The organism is Bacillus sp. AR4-2 (genome assembly GCF_008274865.1).
Classification (GTDB): domain Bacteria; phylum Bacillota; class Bacilli; order Bacillales; family Bacillaceae_G; genus Bacillus_A; species Bacillus_A cereus.
Genome location: NZ_CP031062.1, coordinates 5,002,424 through 5,021,398, shown reverse-complemented (window position 1 = coordinate 5,021,398; position 18,975 = coordinate 5,002,424). Strand labels below are relative to the sequence as shown.

Genomic DNA, 18,975 nt, shown 5'->3' with positions numbered 1-18,975 from the left:
AAAAGCATGATATGATAAAATTTTTGGGGAATCATTGGAATGTGTTGTCATATTTAAGATAATTTTGTAAGATTAAACTTGTTTCTTGTGAACAAATATAAAAATGAATTATTAAAAATAAAAAATGTAAGATTTATATGTTATAATTTTTCCTATGTGTAAATTTTAGAAAGTTGGAGGAACCTATGGAAGAAACAATTAGTCTAAAAGAGTTATTTCATATCTTAAAAAAACGTTTAGCAATGATCCTCGTAATCGCCTTTGGTGCAGCTATTGTAAGTGCTATCATTAGCTTCTTCTTTATGACACCAATCTATCAATCTTCGACGCAAATTCTTGTGAATCAGAAGAAGCAAGAAGGGGCAGCAATTCAGTTAGGGGAAATTCAATCAAATATTCAATTAACGAATACATATAAGGTTATTATTAAGAGTCCAGTAATCTTAGAACAAGTGAATGAAAAATTGAACTTAAATATGACAGCACAACCTTTAGCAAAGAAGGTTAATGTTACGAATGAAAAAGATTCACAAGTTATTTCTATTACAGTTGAGGATAAAGATCCAAAAGTAGCTCGTGATATTGCGAATGTAACGGCAGACGTATTTAAAGGCGAAGTTTCTAAAATTATGAATGTCGATAACGTAACGGTATTATCTAAAGCTGAAGTTATGGAAAATCAATCTCCAATTAAACCAGCTCCAATGCTTAATGTAGCGATCGCTTTCGTTGTTGGTTTAATGGCTTCAGTTGGTCTTGCATTCTTACTAGAGTACTTAGATAACACAGTGAAAAAAGAAGAAGATGTGGAAAATTTACTTGGATTACCAGTATTAGGAATTGTAGCTCGTATGGATGAAGAAACAATGAACGTGAAATCACACGCTCCATCATCAAGAAAAGTGAGGGGACAAACAATTGGCTCTTAATTTATTTAAAAAGAAAAAGAATCATCGTCAACGCCGTCAATTAATTGCTCATCAACAACCAAAATCACCAATTTCAGAACAATATCGTAATATTCGAACGAATATTGAATTTGCAGCTATTGATACGAATTTACATTCATTAATGGTAACATCTGCAAACCCAAGTGAAGGGAAAACGACAACGACAGCCAATATGGCAGTTGTGTTTGCTCAACAAGGAAAGAAAGTATTATTAATTGATGCAGATATGCGTAAACCAGCGATGCATCAAATGTTCCAAGTAGATAACATTTTTGGATTAACGAATGTATTAACACATAGTGAACGTTTAGAAAAATGTGTACAAATGACATCTGTAGACAATCTACACTTTTTAGCTTGTGGTCCAATTCCACCAAATCCGGCCGAATTGTTAGGTTCAAAATCAATGAAAGAACTTCTTGGACAAGCATATAGTATGTACGATCTAGTTATTTTTGATATGCCGCCAATTTTAGCTGTAACGGATGCGCAAATTATGGCAAATGTATGTGATGCTTCTATTCTTGTTGTTCGTAGTGAATCAACAGAGAAAGAAACAGCAGTAAAAGCAAAAGGATTATTGGAGTCTGCAAAAGGTAAATTGTTAGGTGTTGTTTTAAACGATCGTGAACGTGAACAAGGCTTATATTATTACTATGGTGCAAACTAGTTTTAAAGTGAGATATGGTAAAAACATATCTCCTTTTTTCCCTTGAGTATGAGCGATATCTCATATTCAAGGGAAAAAAGATCTTTATAGGAGAGAGGGAGGATGAAACAAATGATAGATTTACATTGTCACATTTTACCTGGTATCGATGATGGTGCACAGACAGTAACAGATAGTTTAGCAATGGCACAACAAGCTGTTGCAGAAGGAATACATACAATTGTCGCAACGCCGCATCATCAAAATGGAAAATATGTAAATGAACGTACCTCAATTATTCATCACGTAAAACAACTAAATGATGAACTACAACAACGCAATATTCCACTTACCATTTTACCTGGGCAAGAAGTCAGGTTATATGGCGATTTATTAGAAGACTATGAAGCTGGTAAAATCGTTACTTTAAATGAAACAAATAAATATATATTCATTGAATTTCCATCTAATCACGTACCTCGTTATGCAGAACAATTATTATATGAACTACGTGTAAAGGGAATGATCCCAATTATTGTTCATCCGGAACGTAATGCCGAGTTAATCGAGCGGCCAGATAAGTTATATAACATTGTAAATAAAGGTGCGTTAACGCAAGTAACGGCAGGTAGTTTATTAGGGAAATTCGGTAAAAAAATTAAAAAGTTTTCACTTCAACTTGTAGAATATAATTTAACACATATGGTCGCTTCAGATGCACATAACATAACATCAAGAGGATTTCATTTAGCGGAAAGCTATGAATTAATTGAGAAAGAATTCGGAATGAATGTTATGAGCGACCTAAAAGAAAATCCGTATTTATTAATTAGCGGTAAAGCAATTTATAAGGAAGATCCAGAACAAATTCGTCGTAAAAAATTGTTTGGTATTTTTTAAATAGAGAATTGGTGATGCCTCCTAACCGTTATCAACGGGGGCACTCGGTCGTGCTGTGGGTAGAAATTTTTATTTCGAACCTACCTTAGACGCTTGTCGTCGGGAGTATGACGTGAGGGTGGGTTAGATGCCCATAATTTATTTATGATAGAAACTCTACTTATGGAGTTGTAAAGACGACCCTATAAGTAGGGTTTTTGTTATTGTTACATATGCATATAATGATATATTTGGGGGTACTAGATTTGAAAAAAGTAAGAAAAGCAATTATTCCAGCTGCGGGACTGGGGACAAGGTTTTTGCCGGTAACAAAGGCAATGCCGAAAGAAATGTTACCAATTGTTGATAAACCAACAATTCAATACATAGTAGAAGAAGCGATAGAATCAGGAATTGAAGATATTATTATTGTTACTGGAAAAGGAAAGCGTGCGATTGAAGATCATTTTGATCATTCTTTTGAATTGGAGCAAAGCTTACTAGAAAAAGGGAAGCATGAGATGCTAGAAAAAGTACAAGCTTCTTCAAAAATTAATATTCATTACATAAGACAAAAGGAACCAAAAGGGCTGGGACACGCAGTATGGTGTGCGCGTAAATTTATTGGAAATGAACCATTTGCGGTATTACTTGGTGATGATATTGTACAAGCAGAAACACCGTGTTTACGTCAATTAATGGATCAATATGAATATACACAGTCGTCAGTTATTGGTGTACAAACAGTGCCTGAAAACGAAACACATCGTTACGGTATTATCGATCCGATTGAACAAAGCGATCGCCGTTATCAAGTACGTCAATTTGTGGAGAAGCCAGCTCAAGGAACGGCACCATCAAATTTAGCAATTATGGGGCGTTACGTATTAACACCAGAAATCTTCATGCTCCTTGAAGATCAACAAACAGGTGCTGGTGGGGAAATTCAATTAACAGATGCAATTCAACGATTAAATGAAGTTCAACGTGTATTTGCTTATGATTTTGAAGGTACTCGTTATGATGTTGGGGAGAAGTTTGGGTTTATTAAGACGACGATTGAGATGGCGCTTCAAAATGAAGAGTTAAATGCAGAGTTAATGAAGTATATGCAGGAACTTGTAAAAAAGGAAGAGGTACATTCATAATAGAATGTCCTTTTTTATTACGAATAAGATAAGAATTATATAAAGAAGGGAAAAGATATATTGAGTTATCGAAAACGGCTCTCATTATTAATTTTATTGGATTCATTTATCGTATTAACTGCCGTGTATTTAAGTTATTGGTTTATACATCCAAATGTATTAAGCAAAATTCCTACAACAGTAGTTATTAGTTCTATTACATTATTGTGTAGTCATCATATTTTTGCAGCTATTTATAAGTTGTATAACAAGGCGTGGGAATATGCAAGTATTGGAGAATTAAAGCAAATATTTAAGGCGGTTACGCTATCAATCGTAGTAACAGCAATTGTTCAACAGATTATAAATCACGATATTTATGTTCGTATTTTAGCAATCGCATGGATGTTACATTTATTATTAATAGGTGGTTCTCGCTTCATATGGCGCATGTTCCGTGATACATACATTACAAAAACTACTGATAAAAAACGAACATTAATTATTGGTGCTGGTTCAGCAGGGACAATGGTAGTACGTCAGTTACAACATAATAAAGAAGCTGATTTATATCCAATTGCATTTGTTGATGACGATAAAAATAAGCAGAAATTGGAAATTTATAATGTGCCGGTTGTTGGTACAACAAATCACATTCAAGAAATTGTAGAAGAGAATGATATAGAACATATTATTATTGCAATCCCTTCATTAAATAGAGGTCAAATAAACGAGATTTTTGAGAAGTGTAGAAAAACGAAGGCAAAAACACAAATTGTACCGATGCTTGAAGATCTTTTAGATGGAAAACTCTCTGTTAATGAATTCCGTGATGTGCAAGTAGAGGATTTATTAGGGAGAGAACCAATAAAGCTAGATGATGCTGGAATTGGGGAAAAGATTACAGGTAAAACAATTTTAGTAACGGGCGCTGGTGGATCAATTGGATCAGAAATTTGTCGTCAAGTAATGAAATACAAACCAGCTAAAATTGTTCTTTTAGGACATGGTGAAAACAGCATTTATAATATTGAGATGGAAATGAGAGTTACTTATAAAGATTCTGTGGAAATAACAACAGAAATTGCTGACGTACAAGATCGTCATAAAATCTTTGAAATAATGAAAAGGCATCAACCATATATCGTATATCATGCTGCGGCACATAAGCATGTTCCTTTAATGGAGCGTAATCCAGAAGAAGCTGTTAAAAATAACATTTTTGGTACGAAAAATGTAGCTGAAGCGGCAGATACGTTTAAAGTGAATACGTTTGTAATGGTTTCTACAGATAAAGCTGTAAATCCGACAAATGTAATGGGGGCTACAAAACGATTTGCAGAAATGATTGTGCAGCATATGGCATCTGTAAGTACTAGTACGCGTTTTGTTGCGGTTAGATTTGGTAATGTTCTTGGAAGTAGGGGAAGTGTAATTCCTCTGTTTAAGAAACAAATTCAAAAGGGTGGACCCGTAACCGTTACGCACCCAGATATGATTCGTTATTTTATGACAATACCAGAAGCTTCTAGATTAGTGATTCAAGCTGGTACGTTAGCTAGAGGTGGGGAATTATTTGTTCTCGATATGGGAGACCCAGTGAAGATTGTAGATTTAGCAAAAAATTTAATTACTCTTTCAGGTTTTTCTATTGAAGAAATCGGAATTGAATTTACTGGATTAAGACCAGGTGAAAAAATGTATGAAGAGTTATTAAATGAAGGTGAAATCCATCCGGAACAAATATTCCCTAAAATTCACATAGGAAAAGCTGTTTTGATAGATCAAGTAATTCTAAGACAGTTTATGAATGATTTTGGTGAAATGAGTAAAGAGGAAATACGAGAACGATTATTAGGTATTGCTAATAATAAAGTTAGTATTGAAAATTAATTTTTGGAAGGAAGTTTTTATAATGGGAGATAGAATATTGCTGTCATCACCGCATATGAGTGATGAAGGTTATGAAATGCAGTATGTTAAGGAAGCTTTTGATACAAATTGGATTGCACCACTTGGGGAAAATGTGAATGGATTTGAAAGAGAACTAGCAGTGAAGGTGGGCTCTAAAGCAGCTGCGGCACTATCTTCTGGGACAGCAGCAATTCATTTGGCTTTAAAATCAGCTGGAGTAGGAGAGGGAGATATAGTTTTCTGCCAAACACTTACCTTCTCAGCTACAGCAAATCCTATTATTTATCAAAATGCTACTCCGGTTTTCATAGATAGTGATTATGAAACGTGGAATATGTGTCCTAAAGCATTGGAAGAGGCTTTTAAAAAGTATCCCAATGTAAAGGCAGTTATAGTAGTTCACCTTTATGGTCTGTCCGCGGATATGGATAAGATTATTGAACTTTGTAAAAAATACGATGTTACTTTAATTGAAGATGCTGCGGAATCTTTGGGAACTTATTATAAGGGTAAACATACAGGTAGTTTTGGAGAGTATGGTATTTTTTCTTTTAATGGTAATAAAATCATTACTACTTCTGGTGGCGGTATGCTTGTTTCTAATGATGAAGAAAGAGTTTCAAAGGTAAGATTTTGGGCTACTCAAAGTAGAGACCAAGCAAGACACTATCAACATAGTGAATTAGGTTTTAACTATCGTATGAGTAATGTAGTTGCTGGAATTGGTAGAGGGCAACTTAAAGTATTAGATCAAAGAGTTCAGAAGAAAAGATACATATTTGATTTTTATAAGAGAGAATTAGGAAATCTTGAAGGAATTGAATTTATGCCTAGTAATGAGTGGAATGAGCCGAATTATTGGTTAAGTTCTATGACATTGAACGGTAAGATTCGCCCAATTGACGTGATGGAAGCCCTTGAAAAAGAAAATATTGAATCTAGACCAGTTTGGAAGCCAATGCATGTGCAGCCGTTCTTTGAGAAATATGATTTTGTTGGTACAGATGTATCAGAAAAACTTTTTGAGAATGGTATATGTTTACCAAGCGATACGAAGATGACAGAAGCAGATCTAGAAAAAGTTGTGAAAATTATTAAAGGGTTGTGGATAGCGTAATGAGGGGTTCTAAAGTTGGTATCTATGGTAGGTTTATAAAAAGGCCGATGGATTTTATCCTGTCTTTAATCGCTATTATAGTGCTGAGTCCAGTACTTCTTATAGTTTCTTTTCTTGTAAAAACTAAATTGGGTAGCCCGGTATTATTTAAACAAGAGCGACCAGGGTTGCATGGAACTATTTTTAAAATGTATAAATTTAGAACTATGACGGATGAAAAGAATGAAAAAGGTGAGCTACTACCTGATAGTGTAAGACTTACTAAGTTCGGGAATTTTTTACGTTCAACATCACTTGATGAGTTACCAGGTTTATTCAATATCCTTAAAGGTGATATGTCAATTATAGGACCAAGGCCTTTATTAGTTCAGTATTTACCATTATATAATGAACATCAAAAGCGTCGCCACGAAGTTAGGCCTGGGTTGTCAGGGTTAGCGCAAGTTAATGGGCGTAATGCTATTAGTTGGGAAGAGAAATTTAATTATGATGTAGAGTATGTAGATCGTGTAAGTTTTACTACAGATTGGAAGATTATTCTTTTAACAATTAAGAAGGTTTTTATTAGAGAAGGGATTAATTCAGAAACTGCTGCTACGATGGAACCATTTAAAGGAAATGGAAAAGGAAGTATAAAATTATGAAAGAAAAACTTCTTATAATAGGAGCTAGTGGCCACGGAAGAGTCATAGCTGATATCGCACTGAAAATGAATAAATGGCAGAGCATTGCTTTTTTAGATGATAATGAAAATGTAGGATCTTCAATGGGAATACAAATAATTGATAAATCAGCAAGTATCTCAAAGTATATAGATGATTACGATTTTTTCGTTGGAATTGGTAATAATGTTATACGAGAGAAGATACAGAGACAACTTGAAGCTGAAGAGGCGAGTATCCCGGTTTTAATTCATCCGAGTGCAATTATTGGAGAACAGGTTTATTTGGAAGCAGGAACTGTAGTTATGGCAGGAGCGGTAATTAACTGTTGTACTAAAATCGGAAAAGGATGCATTATTAATACTGCTTCCACGGTGGATCATGACAATGTAATTGAAGACTATGTTCATGTATCACCGGGAGCCCATTTAGCTGGGACAGTGAAAGTTGGAAGAGGTACTTGGTTGGGAGCTGGTAGTGTAGTAAGTAATAATATAAATATTACACATAGCTGTAAAATTGGTGCAGGTGCCGTGGTAATTAGAGATATAACTGAATCTAGAACTTATGTAGGGGTTCCGGTGAGGAGAATTTAATTTATGAATGTCTTATTTTTAACACTTCTAGATTTTTCAACAATTAAAGAAAAGGGCATATACACTGATTTGATGCGAGAGTTTACAAATAACGGAAATAACGTCTATATTATTTCTCCGACTGAAAAGAGAAAACGACAAAAAACAAATTTGATTGATGAGGGAAATTGTAAAATATTAAAATTACAAATCGGTAATATTCAAAAAACTAACATGATTGAAAAGGGTATTTCGACTTTAACCTTGGAATCTAAGTTTTTAAAAGGTATTAAAAATTACTTTTCAGATGTTAAATTTGACTTAGTGTTATATTCAACACCGCCAATAACGCTTCAAAAGGCGGTTGAATATGTACAAAAAAGAGATAATGCAAAAACATATTTATTGCTAAAAGACATTTTCCCTCAAAATGCAGTAGATTTAGGTATGATAAAGAAAAAAGGGATGGGGAGTTTACTTTATAAATATTTTCGGACTAAGGAAAAAAAATTGTATAGCATCTCAAACTATATTGGATGTATGTCACAAGCTAATGTGAATTTCTTATTACAAAATAATCCAGAAATATCTCCAGATATTGTTGAAGTATGTCCAAATAGCATAGAACCTTTAATTGTAAAAAAGGATATAAGGAAGAGTAATGAAATTAAGGCTAAATATAAGATACCAATTGATAAAACAGTCTTTATTTACGGAGGAAATCTTGGGAAGCCACAAGGAATTGACTTTTTAATAGAGTGTCTCAAAGCTAATAAGAATAATAATCAAGTGCACTTTGTTATAGTTGGAGCGGGGACGGAGTTCCCTAAATTAAAAACATGTATTAATAAAGAGAATTTAACTAATACACAATTATTTTCTCAACTACCAAAGGATGAGTATGATATTCTAGCAAATTCCTGTGATGTTGGGTTAATATTTCTTGATAAAAGATTTACGATACCTAACTTTCCTTCAAGAATTCTATCATATATGCAAGCTTCGATGCCTATTTTAGCAGCAACTGATATAAATACGGATATTGGAGAAATTATTGAAGATGGTGGATTTGGTCTGTGGTGCGAGAGTAGTAATAGTGAGAGCTTTAATGAAAAGCTAAATCAAATGTGTAACAGAGAATCGAGAGAATCTATGGGGATTAATGCTAGGAGATACTTAGAGGCTAATTATACAGCAAGAAACTCATATGAAATAATAATGAATCATTTCAAATAATATGAAAAGAGGCAACTAATATGTTTAAGGATAAAACTTTATTAATAACAGGTGGTACAGGTTCTTTTGGTAATGCGGTAATGAAAAGATTCTTAGATACTGATATAAAAGAAATTCGTATTTTCTCACGTGATGAAAAAAAACAGGATGATATGCGAAAACTTTATAGCAATGACAAACTGAAATTTTACTTAGGGGATGTAAGAGATTTAGCAAGCGTTAAAAATGCCATGCATGGTGTAGACTATGTTTTTCATGCAGCTGCATTAAAACAGGTTCCTTCATGCGAATTTTTCCCATTAGAAGCAGTAAAGACTAATATTATAGGTACCGATAACGTACTGACGGCTTCTATAGAATATGATGTGAAGAAAGTTATCTGTTTATCTACAGATAAAGCAGCTTATCCAATCAATGCTATGGGTATTTCGAAAGCGATGATGGAAAAAGTGTTTGTGGCAAAATCAAAAACAGTATCTCCAGAGAACACACTTATTTGTGGTACTCGATATGGTAATGTTATGGCTTCACGTGGATCAGTTATTCCACTATTCATAGAGCAAATTAAAGCGGGCCAACCCTTAACTGTGACTGATCCTAATATGACAAGATTCCTAATGAGTTTAGAAGAGGCAGTAGAATTAGTAGTATTTGCATTTCAAAATGCTGTAGCTGGGGATATTATGGTTCAAAAATCTCCTGCAAGTACCATTGGTGATCTTGCTCAAGCTGTAAAGGAATTATTTAATGTTGATAATGAAATTAAAGTAATTGGTACACGCCACGGAGAGAAGCGTTATGAGACCTTATTAACGAAGGAAGAATACGTGGTAGCGGAAGATTTAGGAGGTTTCTTTAGGGTTCCTGCGGATCGAAGAGATCTTAACTATGATAAGTATTTTGCAGAAGGAAATCAAAAACTTACTACTGTTGGAGAATATAATTCAGATAATACACAAGTCCTTGATATTGAACAAATTAAAGAAAAATTATTAGAATTAGATTATGTAAAACAAGAACTTGAGGAATGGAATAAGACGAATATTTATTCAATGAATTAGAGGGCGGGATAACTAATGAGAATTCTTGTTACAGGTGCAAAGGGCTTTCTTGGGAAAAACCTTGTTGCTGAACTTAAAAATCAGGGGTATAAAGATATATTCGAATTTTCTAGAGAAGACGATGTTACATTACTTGAAAGGTATACAAAAGAATGTAATTTTGTTTTTCATTTAGCTGGTGTGAATAGGCCTAAGGATGAAAATGAATTTATGGAAGGAAATGCTGATTTTACATCTCAAATGCTAAATTTATTAAAAGAGCATGGTAATAAGGCGTCTGTACTTATTACTTCTTCTATTCAGGCAGAAAATAATAATCCTTATGGAAAAAGTAAAAAAGCTGGTGAAGAGGCGGTATTCAATTACTCTAAAGAAACTGGTGCTACAGCTTATGTATATAGACTTCCTAACTTATTTGGAAAGTGGAGTAAACCTAATTACAATACGGTGGTAGCTACATTTTGTCATAATATTGCTAGAGGGTTAGATATTCAAGTGAATGATCCAGATGTAGAACTGAATCTTTGCTATATAGATGATGTGTTAGAGGAATTTTTCAAAGCTTTAAATCATACCCCAACTATACAGGGTGATTATTGTTTTGTGCCTGTAACGCATAACATTAAACTTGGTGAGTTAGCTAATGTTATTAAAAGCTTTAAAGAAGGTAGAGAGAATTTAAGTGTTGCAAATATGGGAGATGCCCTAACTAAAAAACTTTATAGTACATATTTAAGTTTTTTACCAGAGGATAAATTTGCATACGATTTAAAAATGCACAGCGATCATAGAGGGTCATTTACAGAGTTTATTAGAACACCGGAGCGAGGGCAAGTTTCTATAAATATATCAAAACCAGGAATTACTAAAGGAAATCATTGGCATCACACTAAAAATGAGAAGTTTTTAGTAGTGAGTGGTGAAGGTTTAATTCGATTTAGAAATATAGACTCAGATGATATTATTGAATATCGAGTGAGTGGAGAAAAATTACAAGTTGTTGATATACCGGTTGGATATACACATTCAATTGTAAATGTAGGAGAAAATGATCTCGTTACAGTAATGTGGGTAAACGAATGTTTTGATCCGGAAAAACCAGATACTTATTTTTTGGAGGTATAGTTGATGAAAAAATTAAAAGTTATGACAGTTGTTGGTACAAGACCTGAAATTATAAGATTATCAGCTGTCATTAACAAGTTAGAAGAATCGAATGCAGTGGAACATATTCTTGTTCATACAGGACAAAATTATGATTATGAGTTAAACGAAGTGTTTTTTACTGATTTTAAATTAAAGAAACCTGATTATTTTTTAAATGCGGCAACTGGGACTGCTGTAGAAACCATTGGAAATATATTGGTGAAGATTGACCCTATTATGGAGGAAGTTAAACCAGATGCACTTTTAGTTTTAGGTGATACAAATAGTTGCTTATGTGCTATTGCAGCTAAAAGGAGACATATTCCAATTTTCCATATGGAAGCTGGGAATAGATGTTTTGATCAAAGAGTACCTGAAGAAACCAATAGAAAAATCGTAGATCACACGGCAGATATTAATTTAACATACAGTGATATAGCAAGGGAGTATTTATTACGAGAAGGAATGTCAGCAGATAGGATTATTAAAACAGGAAGTCCAATGTTTGAAGTTTTAAATTCAAGGAAAGATGATATTGAGAACTCAGATGTATTAGAAAGATTAGGACTAGAAGAGGATAAATATTTTGTAGTATCTACTCATAGGGAAGAAAATATCAATTCGGAAACTAATTTCTTCGATTTAGTAGATAGCCTAAATGCAATTGCAGAAAAGTATAATATGCCTGTAATTGTAAGTACACATCCAAGGACTAAAAATATGATTGATATGAAAGGAGTTAAATTTAATTCGTTAGTAAGAACCTTGAAACCATTAGGATTCAATGATTATGTGAAACTTCAAATCAAATCAAAAACAGTTCTTAGCGATAGTGGTACTATTAGTGAAGAGTCCTCGATTCTTAACTTTAAGGCGCTCAATATTAGACAAGCTCATGAAAGACCAGAAGCAATGGAAGAAGCATCTGTTATGATGGTTGGTTTAGGAAAAGAGCGTATAATCCAAGGGTTAGAAGTACTAGAAACCCAAGAGAAAAACACATTAAGGCTGGTAGGGGATTATAGTATGCCAAATGTGTCAGATAAAGTACTTAGAATAATTCTCTCATATACAGATTATATTAATAGGGTTGTTTGGGACAAATAATATATTAAATTTTTGATCTTTTGAATTGAAGACAAATCAAAAATAACGGATATTTTCTTAAGTCTATGCTTTATTTTAAGGTGGCTAAGTAATATCCGTTATTTCTCTTTTGTTATAAATTTATAATTCTGACAAAAAACGTATAAAACCCGATATTAATTATGGGTTCTACGCATTAATTAAGCAGTTTTAAAATTAATTTAGAGTTTGTATAGTCTTTAATTTTATATATTTTAGAAAATAGATTAATCGAATATGATTTAGTTTATACAAATGAATAGTATGAAAAATCAAAGAAATCATTTGAATCAGTAGGAGGTATAAAGTTGAGAATATTACTTATTTCATCATTACCACCACCAGAAGGTGGGATATCAACTTGGACAAAAATATATAATGAACATTGTAAAAAAAGTGGCCACTTCGTGGATATTATTAATACGGCTTTAACAGGTAGACGTGCAAAAAAAATCAATAGTAAGCGCAATCTTTTAGATGAAATATTTAGAATGAAGAATATATTTGTAGCCCTATTTAGATACTTAAAAATGAACAAAGCGGATATTGTTCATATTAATAGCTCATGTGGTTCATTAGGAATTATACGTGATTATCTAGTTATTAATTTGATTAGAAAGAAAAAAATACCAGTTATTCTTCATTTACATTGTAATGCAGCAGACCAATTGAAAAGTAAATTAGCTATACATTTTTTTAATAAAGCAGTTAAGCTAGCAAGTGAAGTATTGGTATTAAATAAAGATACCAAAGAATATGTTAAAGAAACATGTTGCGTGGAAAGCCAAGTAGTCCCAAATTTTATCCAAGAAAATTGGATTCTAAAGAATAAGAAGGAAATAAATAAAGAAGTTAAAAAGGTAATATTTATAGGGCACGTTCAACCAGCAAAAGGTGTTGAAGATATTTTTGAAATTTCCAAAATGTACCCAGACATTCAATTTATTCTTGCAGGGCCAGTGAAATCTAATAATGATGGTTTAATAGTATCCAAAAATGTAAAATTATTAGGCGCTATAGAGCAAAAAGATGTGCAAGCTTTATTAGATTCAGCAGATGTTTTTTTATTTCCAACACGTAGCGAAGGATTTTCAATGGCACTCACTGAAGCAATGGCACGTGGAATTCCGATAATAACAACTAGGGTTGGTGCGAATTCAGATATGATCGAAGAGTGTGGCGGAGTAGTTGTTTCGGTAGGAGATGTGCATGGAATGGTGCGAGCGATTGAAAAATTAAAAAATATTGAAATAAGAACAAAAATGTCGAATTGGAACATACATAAAGTAAGAGAAAATTATACAGTTGAAAAGGTTATGGTGAAACTGTTTAGTATTTATGATGAAATTTTATAAAAAGGATAAATTTTATAGAGAATGGAGATAAGAAAGATTGATGAAAAAAAATGTTGGACTTCTGATATCGAACCTCAATGGTGGGGGGGCTGAAAGAGTTGTATCGAGATTATCGACTATTTTAAAAGAAGATTATAACATACATGTTATTCTCTTTGATGCAAGTAGCATAAATTATGAGTATAGTGGCAGACTTATTAATATGAATGTAGGAGCAAATAAGGGAAATGCTTTTTCAAAAATAAGTTTGTTACTAAATAGAGTGAGGATTCTAAGAAAAATTAAGAAAGAAGAAAAGTTAGATTTAGTAATAAGTTTTCTGGATAGCCCGAATCTTGTGAATATATTATCTAAAAATAAGGATTGTAAGACTATTGTGTCTGTACGAAATTTTTTAGGTAAAGAAAAACAAACTTCAAGAATTACTAAGATAAGTAATATTATAATGAAACAACTGTATAAACAGTCAGATGGAGTAATTTCAGTATCAAAGCAAATTACAGAATTTCTAATAGAGAGTTATAGAGTAAATGAGAAGAACATAAAAACAATTTATAACCCGTTTGATGTTAAAATGATAGAAAAATTATCTCTTGAACCTATAGAAGAAGAATATAGAGACTTTATGTCTTCAGATAAAATTTTTGTAAGTGTTGGGCGTCAATCATACCAAAAAGGCTTTTGGCATTTGCTGAAGGCCTTTAAATTAGTGCATGATAAGGATAGTGAAGCAAGACTTCTTATTGTAGGAAGAGATGAAGGTAACAGTGTAGAAAATATGATTACTTCTTTGGGACTTGAGGAAAGTGTTTTGTTAACCGGATATAATCAAAATCCTTTTAAATTTATAAGAAATAGTAAAATATATGTATTGTCATCATTATTCGAGGGATTCCCAAATGCTTTAGTAGAAGCAATGGCTTGTGGGTGCCCTGTTATTGCAGCTGATTGTCAGTCAGGTCCACGAGAAATATTAATCAGCGAATCAGATTTAATAAGTAATATTAACGAAATTACTTATGCAGACTACGGGGTACTTATTCCAGAACTGGAATCTGAAGAAAACTGGGATAGCTCATTTTATGATAAAGGTGATAGAATACTAGCGATGGCAATGTTGGACTTAATAAATAATCAGGATAAGGTAAATTATTATGCCGAAAAATCACTACAAAGGTCACAGGATTTTACATATGCTAGATGTAGGAGTGAATTTAATTCGTTCATTGATGTATATTTGAATGAGGACCAGCTACAAGTTAAATAGGGTATATTAACGTTGAATTTAGATGATAGGATAGGATGTCTATTAATAAATAGTAAATATGTATGTTTAGAATTAATAATACATTTATTGTTAGATACTTTAAATTATTTGGAGTGATTTCTACTATATATAACGGAAGGATTGGCAGTTAACATGAAAAAAGTTATTATTATGACTGCAAGAGCTGGATACCCTAATGGGTTTGGTGCTTCGAGCATTTTGAGAAAATATGCTAGTGGGTTTTTAAAGAATGGCTTTAATACCTCAATTTTACTATTAAGGCCTTCAGAGCAAAGAGAAAAGAATACTATGGTGAATACGCAATCTAAAGGATTACACAATAATGTGGAATTTGAATATTTATGTGGGACAGTATATACACATCCAAATGTAATTGTAAGGCAATGGTTATATTTAATAGGTGTATTTAATGGAATAAAATATCTCTTTAAAAATAGAAAAATTATAGATAGGTTGTTTTTTTACTCTCCGGACTATTTTATTTCAACGTTAATGATCCAGATAGTATGTTCTTTGTTAGGCATAAAATGTATTGGAATTAAGACAGAATCTAGTTTCTCCGATACTCAAAGAACAAAGAGTAAAATTTGGAAAATAAAGGAAAGGTATATATATAATTTATTTTCATCTATGATTGTAATATCTACGTATCTAAGAGAACAAATGTTGGATTTTTTTAAAAATAAAAATATTAATGTGCTACCTATTATCGTTGATGAAGGGATGTATGAAGGGATTAAGTTATTTCCCAAAGATAAAACTTTAATTTACGTGGGGACCTTAAATTATCGACAAGAATTACATCAATTACTTGATGCCTTTTCAATTGCGCATAAACAGCATAAGGATTGGAAATTGAAAATAGTAGGTAGGTTTATATCTGATGAATTAGAAAAGGAAATAAAAGGGAAAGATCGAGATTTAAATTTAGAAATCGATTGGACAGGAGCTATTGAGTCCAATGAAATCCCTGGGATTATAGGAAAGGGAGGGATTATGCTTCTTCCTCGTATTGATGCTGAGTACTCTAAAGCTGGATTTCCTATTAAGTTGGGGGAATATTTACTTTCAGGGTCACCTACAGTAGTGACTAATACTGGTGATATAGGCAGATATTTAGAGGATAATCAAAATGCATTTGTAGTAAAGCCAAATGATACAGAGGCCTTTGCACAAAAAATAATAGATGTAATTGAGAACTATGAGAAGGCCTTAATTGTAGGTAGAAATGGAAGAGAATTCGCAATAAAAAACTTTGGAGCAGAAGAAATGTGTAAAAAAATGTTAGACTTGTAATTTAAAATTTTGAGGATTTAAAATAAATAGCGAGGAATAATAAAATGATACAAGGAAATAAGATATTAAAATATGTTAATTTATATTTAATATTTACCATAATATACTATTTTACAGGGAGATACAGTTGGAATATTCCATCAGATCCTAAACTCATCTTTTATTTTATAATAATTATTATTTCGCTAAATATTGGATATATTTTGAAGATGGGAATACCAAGAGTCAATAGTAATACGAGAAACAAAATGGACATTAAATATAAATATGAAAAAATTTCATTTAGTAAGAATACTAACATATTATTCATAGTTAGTTGTATATCTATCATTTTTTTTCAAGTAATGTGGGTACAAACGGTTCTGGGGAAATTTGATGTATTTGATGCTTTTTCAAATATTGGTCAGAACTATTATGAAAGATTAGATTTTTCAACTGGTAATAATAAAGTTTTTTCTATGCAAATTCGAACGTTGCTATGGGGTCTTACGTTGTATGCATATCCCATTGGATTCTATTTCTTTAAACAGTTAACGTGGCGAGGAAAATTATTACTGTTTATTACAATACTCGTAGATTCACTAGTATCTTTAAATATGGGGATAAGTAAAAATATAGGAGATATTACACTTGTATTTATATTGTGTATGCTTATTCAGAAAAAATATAGACTAAATAGTTTTGGGCATTTGAGAAAAATTAATAAAAAGTGGAAGATAATGTTAACGGTTACGCTGTTTTTTTCGATGTTTTATATAATACAAATGATGCGTGATTCTGCTACAAATATTAGTTATTCTAAAGCGTTTAATCCATACGGTAGTTTTGCAGATGTTAGGAATTTCACTTTTTATGACACTATTTTTGGAAATACTGCAATAACATCATTAATTGATAAAATAGGAGTATATGTATCACATGGTTATACAGGATTAGCATATGCGTTAGAATTACCTTTTAATAATACTTATGGGCTAGGGTTTTCACGTGCTTTAATTGAATATGCTGATCAATATTTAGGAACTAGTCTTCAAACGCAAACATATCCAGCGATGATTGAGCAGGTATATGGATGGCCTAATGGAATATATTGGCCATCAGCATTTACTTGGTTTGCTTCAGCTGTAACATTTTTTGGGTTACCAATTATCATGATGATATATGGATGGGTTTTAGCAAGCGTTGAAAAAAGGTTTAAAAAATTTCAGGATGTATTTAGTTTAGCATTGTTAACGCAGTTATTTATTATGGCGCTATATCTTCCGGCTAATGCACAAATTTTTCAATCTAGAGCATCGCTGTTTGGCACCATTTTTGTGTCAATCGCTTATATTTTAACTAGACGGAGGGTTAAACGGAGTGAAGCTAGTAAATAAAAGTTCTAAGCAGTACACTATAGTTCTTGGAGCCAATATATTATCTATGGGTTTAGGTTTTTTTATTAATATAATTGGAACTAATATTATGATTACAACGTCATATGGATTTTATAAGGCGTTTGTTAGTTCTCTATTAATGCTTGCAAGCTTTTCAATATTGGGTTTTCATTATACGTTAGGTCGACAATTTGCGATGTTAGATACCAGAGAAGAGAAAAAAAGATTAAATTCTACTGGGATTATGGTGATTATTGGGTTGTCATTGGTATCTTTATTTATTGTATTATTGATGTCTAAATTTTATCATATGGCTACAGGAAATAACCTACCAAATCACTTTATGGTTGCTTCGTTATTTACAGGTGTTATTATGTTTCAATACTATATTCAACAAAAACTACAGGGTGAAAATAGAATAGTAAGTTTTTCAATTATGACTGTTTTACCACAATTATTTATTATGATTTTTTTCCTTATTATAATGATGAAGAAACAGTTGCTTGAAATAAATTTAGCAGTAGCCGTTTTTATTTTATCTAATCTAGTAGTTTTAATTTATTTTCTAGTTGAACAAGGAATAACATTTAATATAAGAAAAGAATTAAAAAAAATGGTCCAAGCCAATTCTAAATTTGGTTTACAATTATATTTTGGGTCATTATTTAGTGTCACTATTGCTCAGTTTTTAGGTTTACTAGTGGCTGAATTAAGTGGATTAGAAGAATATGCATTCTATTCATTAGGTGTTAGTTTTGCAGCACCAATGACTTTGGTAGCAGCTTCAATGGGAACGGTTCAATTTAAAAAAAATGTTAATGCTGATCATATTAATAAGAAAGAACTGTTGGTAACTATAGTAATAACGAGTGTTGTACTATTTATATACTATATTTTTTTAAACAACATTTTAAATGCTTTTATTTCAGAAAAATATGTTAAGGCAATATCATATGCAAATATTCTTGTCTTTTATTATACAATGATGGGAATAGGAGATTATTTTAATAGGCTCATTAGTTCTAAAGGGAATGGGAAATTATTAAGAAACGGGGCTATGATAACAGGGGTAATATTAATAATTTTTTCAGGTATTCTAATTCCAATGTACGAAGTAAATGGATTGATTTTTGCGCAAATAGTCAGTGCAATTGTTTATGTAATTACAATGTATTACTCTATTTTAAGTACTGGAAAATTAAATAAGGAGAGGTAATAG

Annotated in this window: 17 protein-coding genes; all 17 read left to right on the top strand. The window is 32.1% G+C overall.

All coding sequences use genetic code 11. The annotated features are described in order from the left end of the window. The first annotated feature begins 185 nt into the window (after window positions 1-185). The 17 genes from DN399_RS26025 (at window position 186) to DN399_RS25945 (ending at window position 18,972) form a co-directional block, all read left to right on the top strand. Complete coding sequence (locus DN399_RS26025; protein ID WP_149150073.1) at window positions 186-929, top strand: YveK family protein; 744 nt, start codon at window positions 186-188, stop codon at window positions 927-929. Next, on the top strand, window positions 919-1,620 hold the full coding sequence (locus tag DN399_RS26020; protein WP_098364600.1) for a CpsD/CapB family tyrosine-protein kinase: 702 nt from the start codon (window positions 919-921) through the stop codon (window positions 1,618-1,620). Before DN399_RS26025 ends, DN399_RS26020 begins: the two co-directional genes overlap by 11 nt. Before the next feature lie 111 nt (window positions 1,621-1,731). Then, window positions 1,732-2,499: a tyrosine-protein phosphatase gene (locus DN399_RS26015; RefSeq protein ID WP_149150072.1), complete on the top strand. Its 768-nt coding sequence runs from the start codon at window positions 1,732-1,734 to the stop codon at window positions 2,497-2,499. Between the two features lie 245 nt (window positions 2,500-2,744). After that, window positions 2,745-3,626 (top strand): UTP--glucose-1-phosphate uridylyltransferase GalU, encoded by an 882-nt coding sequence (galU, locus tag DN399_RS26010; protein WP_179953521.1) that lies wholly within the window; start codon window positions 2,745-2,747, stop codon window positions 3,624-3,626. Window positions 3,627-3,686: 60 nt separating this feature from the next. Further along, window positions 3,687-5,498, top strand: a complete 1,812-nt coding sequence (locus DN399_RS26005; RefSeq protein WP_098364598.1) for a polysaccharide biosynthesis protein — start codon at window positions 3,687-3,689, stop codon at window positions 5,496-5,498. A 22-nt stretch (window positions 5,499-5,520) separates the two neighbouring features. Next, window positions 5,521-6,636, top strand: a complete 1,116-nt coding sequence (locus DN399_RS26000; protein WP_149150071.1) for a DegT/DnrJ/EryC1/StrS family aminotransferase — start codon at window positions 5,521-5,523, stop codon at window positions 6,634-6,636. Further along, complete coding sequence (locus tag DN399_RS25995) at window positions 6,636-7,280, top strand: sugar transferase (RefSeq protein WP_048564272.1); 645 nt, start codon at window positions 6,636-6,638, stop codon at window positions 7,278-7,280. The genes DN399_RS26000 and DN399_RS25995 overlap by 1 nt, the downstream gene beginning before the upstream one ends. After that, window positions 7,277-7,894 (top strand): acetyltransferase, encoded by a 618-nt coding sequence (locus DN399_RS25990; protein ID WP_048564271.1) that lies wholly within the window; start codon window positions 7,277-7,279, stop codon window positions 7,892-7,894. Before DN399_RS25995 ends, DN399_RS25990 begins: the two co-directional genes overlap by 4 nt. 3 nt (window positions 7,895-7,897) lie before the next feature. Beyond that, window positions 7,898-9,109, top strand: a complete 1,212-nt coding sequence (locus DN399_RS25985; RefSeq protein WP_149150070.1) for a glycosyltransferase family 4 protein — start codon at window positions 7,898-7,900, stop codon at window positions 9,107-9,109. 20 nt (window positions 9,110-9,129) lie between these two features. After that, the gene (locus DN399_RS25980) at window positions 9,130-10,170 is read left to right on the top strand and encodes a polysaccharide biosynthesis protein (RefSeq protein ID WP_048564269.1); all 1,041 of its coding nucleotides are present in this window, start codon (window positions 9,130-9,132) and stop codon (window positions 10,168-10,170) included. Between the two features lie 15 nt (window positions 10,171-10,185). After that, window positions 10,186-11,295: a capsular polysaccharide biosynthesis protein CapF gene (locus DN399_RS25975; RefSeq protein ID WP_149150069.1), complete on the top strand. Its 1,110-nt coding sequence runs from the start codon at window positions 10,186-10,188 to the stop codon at window positions 11,293-11,295. 3 nt (window positions 11,296-11,298) lie between these two features. Then, window positions 11,299-12,423 carry a non-hydrolyzing UDP-N-acetylglucosamine 2-epimerase gene (wecB, locus tag DN399_RS25970; protein ID WP_149150068.1) on the top strand — a complete coding sequence of 375 codons (1,125 nt, stop codon included), beginning with the start codon at window positions 11,299-11,301 and terminating at the stop codon, window positions 12,421-12,423. A gap of 326 nt (window positions 12,424-12,749) precedes the next feature. Beyond that, window positions 12,750-13,796, top strand: a complete 1,047-nt coding sequence (locus DN399_RS25965; RefSeq protein ID WP_149150067.1) for a glycosyltransferase family 4 protein — start codon at window positions 12,750-12,752, stop codon at window positions 13,794-13,796. Window positions 13,797-13,836: 40 nt separating this feature from the next. Then, entirely contained in the window at window positions 13,837-15,063 is a 1,227-nt protein-coding gene (locus DN399_RS25960; protein ID WP_179953520.1) for a glycosyltransferase, read from the top strand. 153 nt (window positions 15,064-15,216) lie between these two features. Then, a complete protein-coding gene (locus DN399_RS25955; protein ID WP_149150065.1) occupies window positions 15,217-16,380 on the top strand; it encodes a glycosyltransferase family 4 protein in 1,164 nt (387 codons plus the stop codon). A 248-nt stretch (window positions 16,381-16,628) separates the two neighbouring features. Continuing rightward, complete coding sequence (locus DN399_RS25950; protein WP_149150064.1) at window positions 16,629-17,756, top strand: hypothetical protein; 1,128 nt, start codon at window positions 16,629-16,631, stop codon at window positions 17,754-17,756. Further along, entirely contained in the window at window positions 17,740-18,972 is a 1,233-nt protein-coding gene (locus DN399_RS25945; protein ID WP_149150063.1) for a lipopolysaccharide biosynthesis protein, read from the top strand. Before DN399_RS25950 ends, DN399_RS25945 begins: the two co-directional genes overlap by 17 nt. Window positions 18,973-18,975 lie beyond the last annotated feature (3 nt).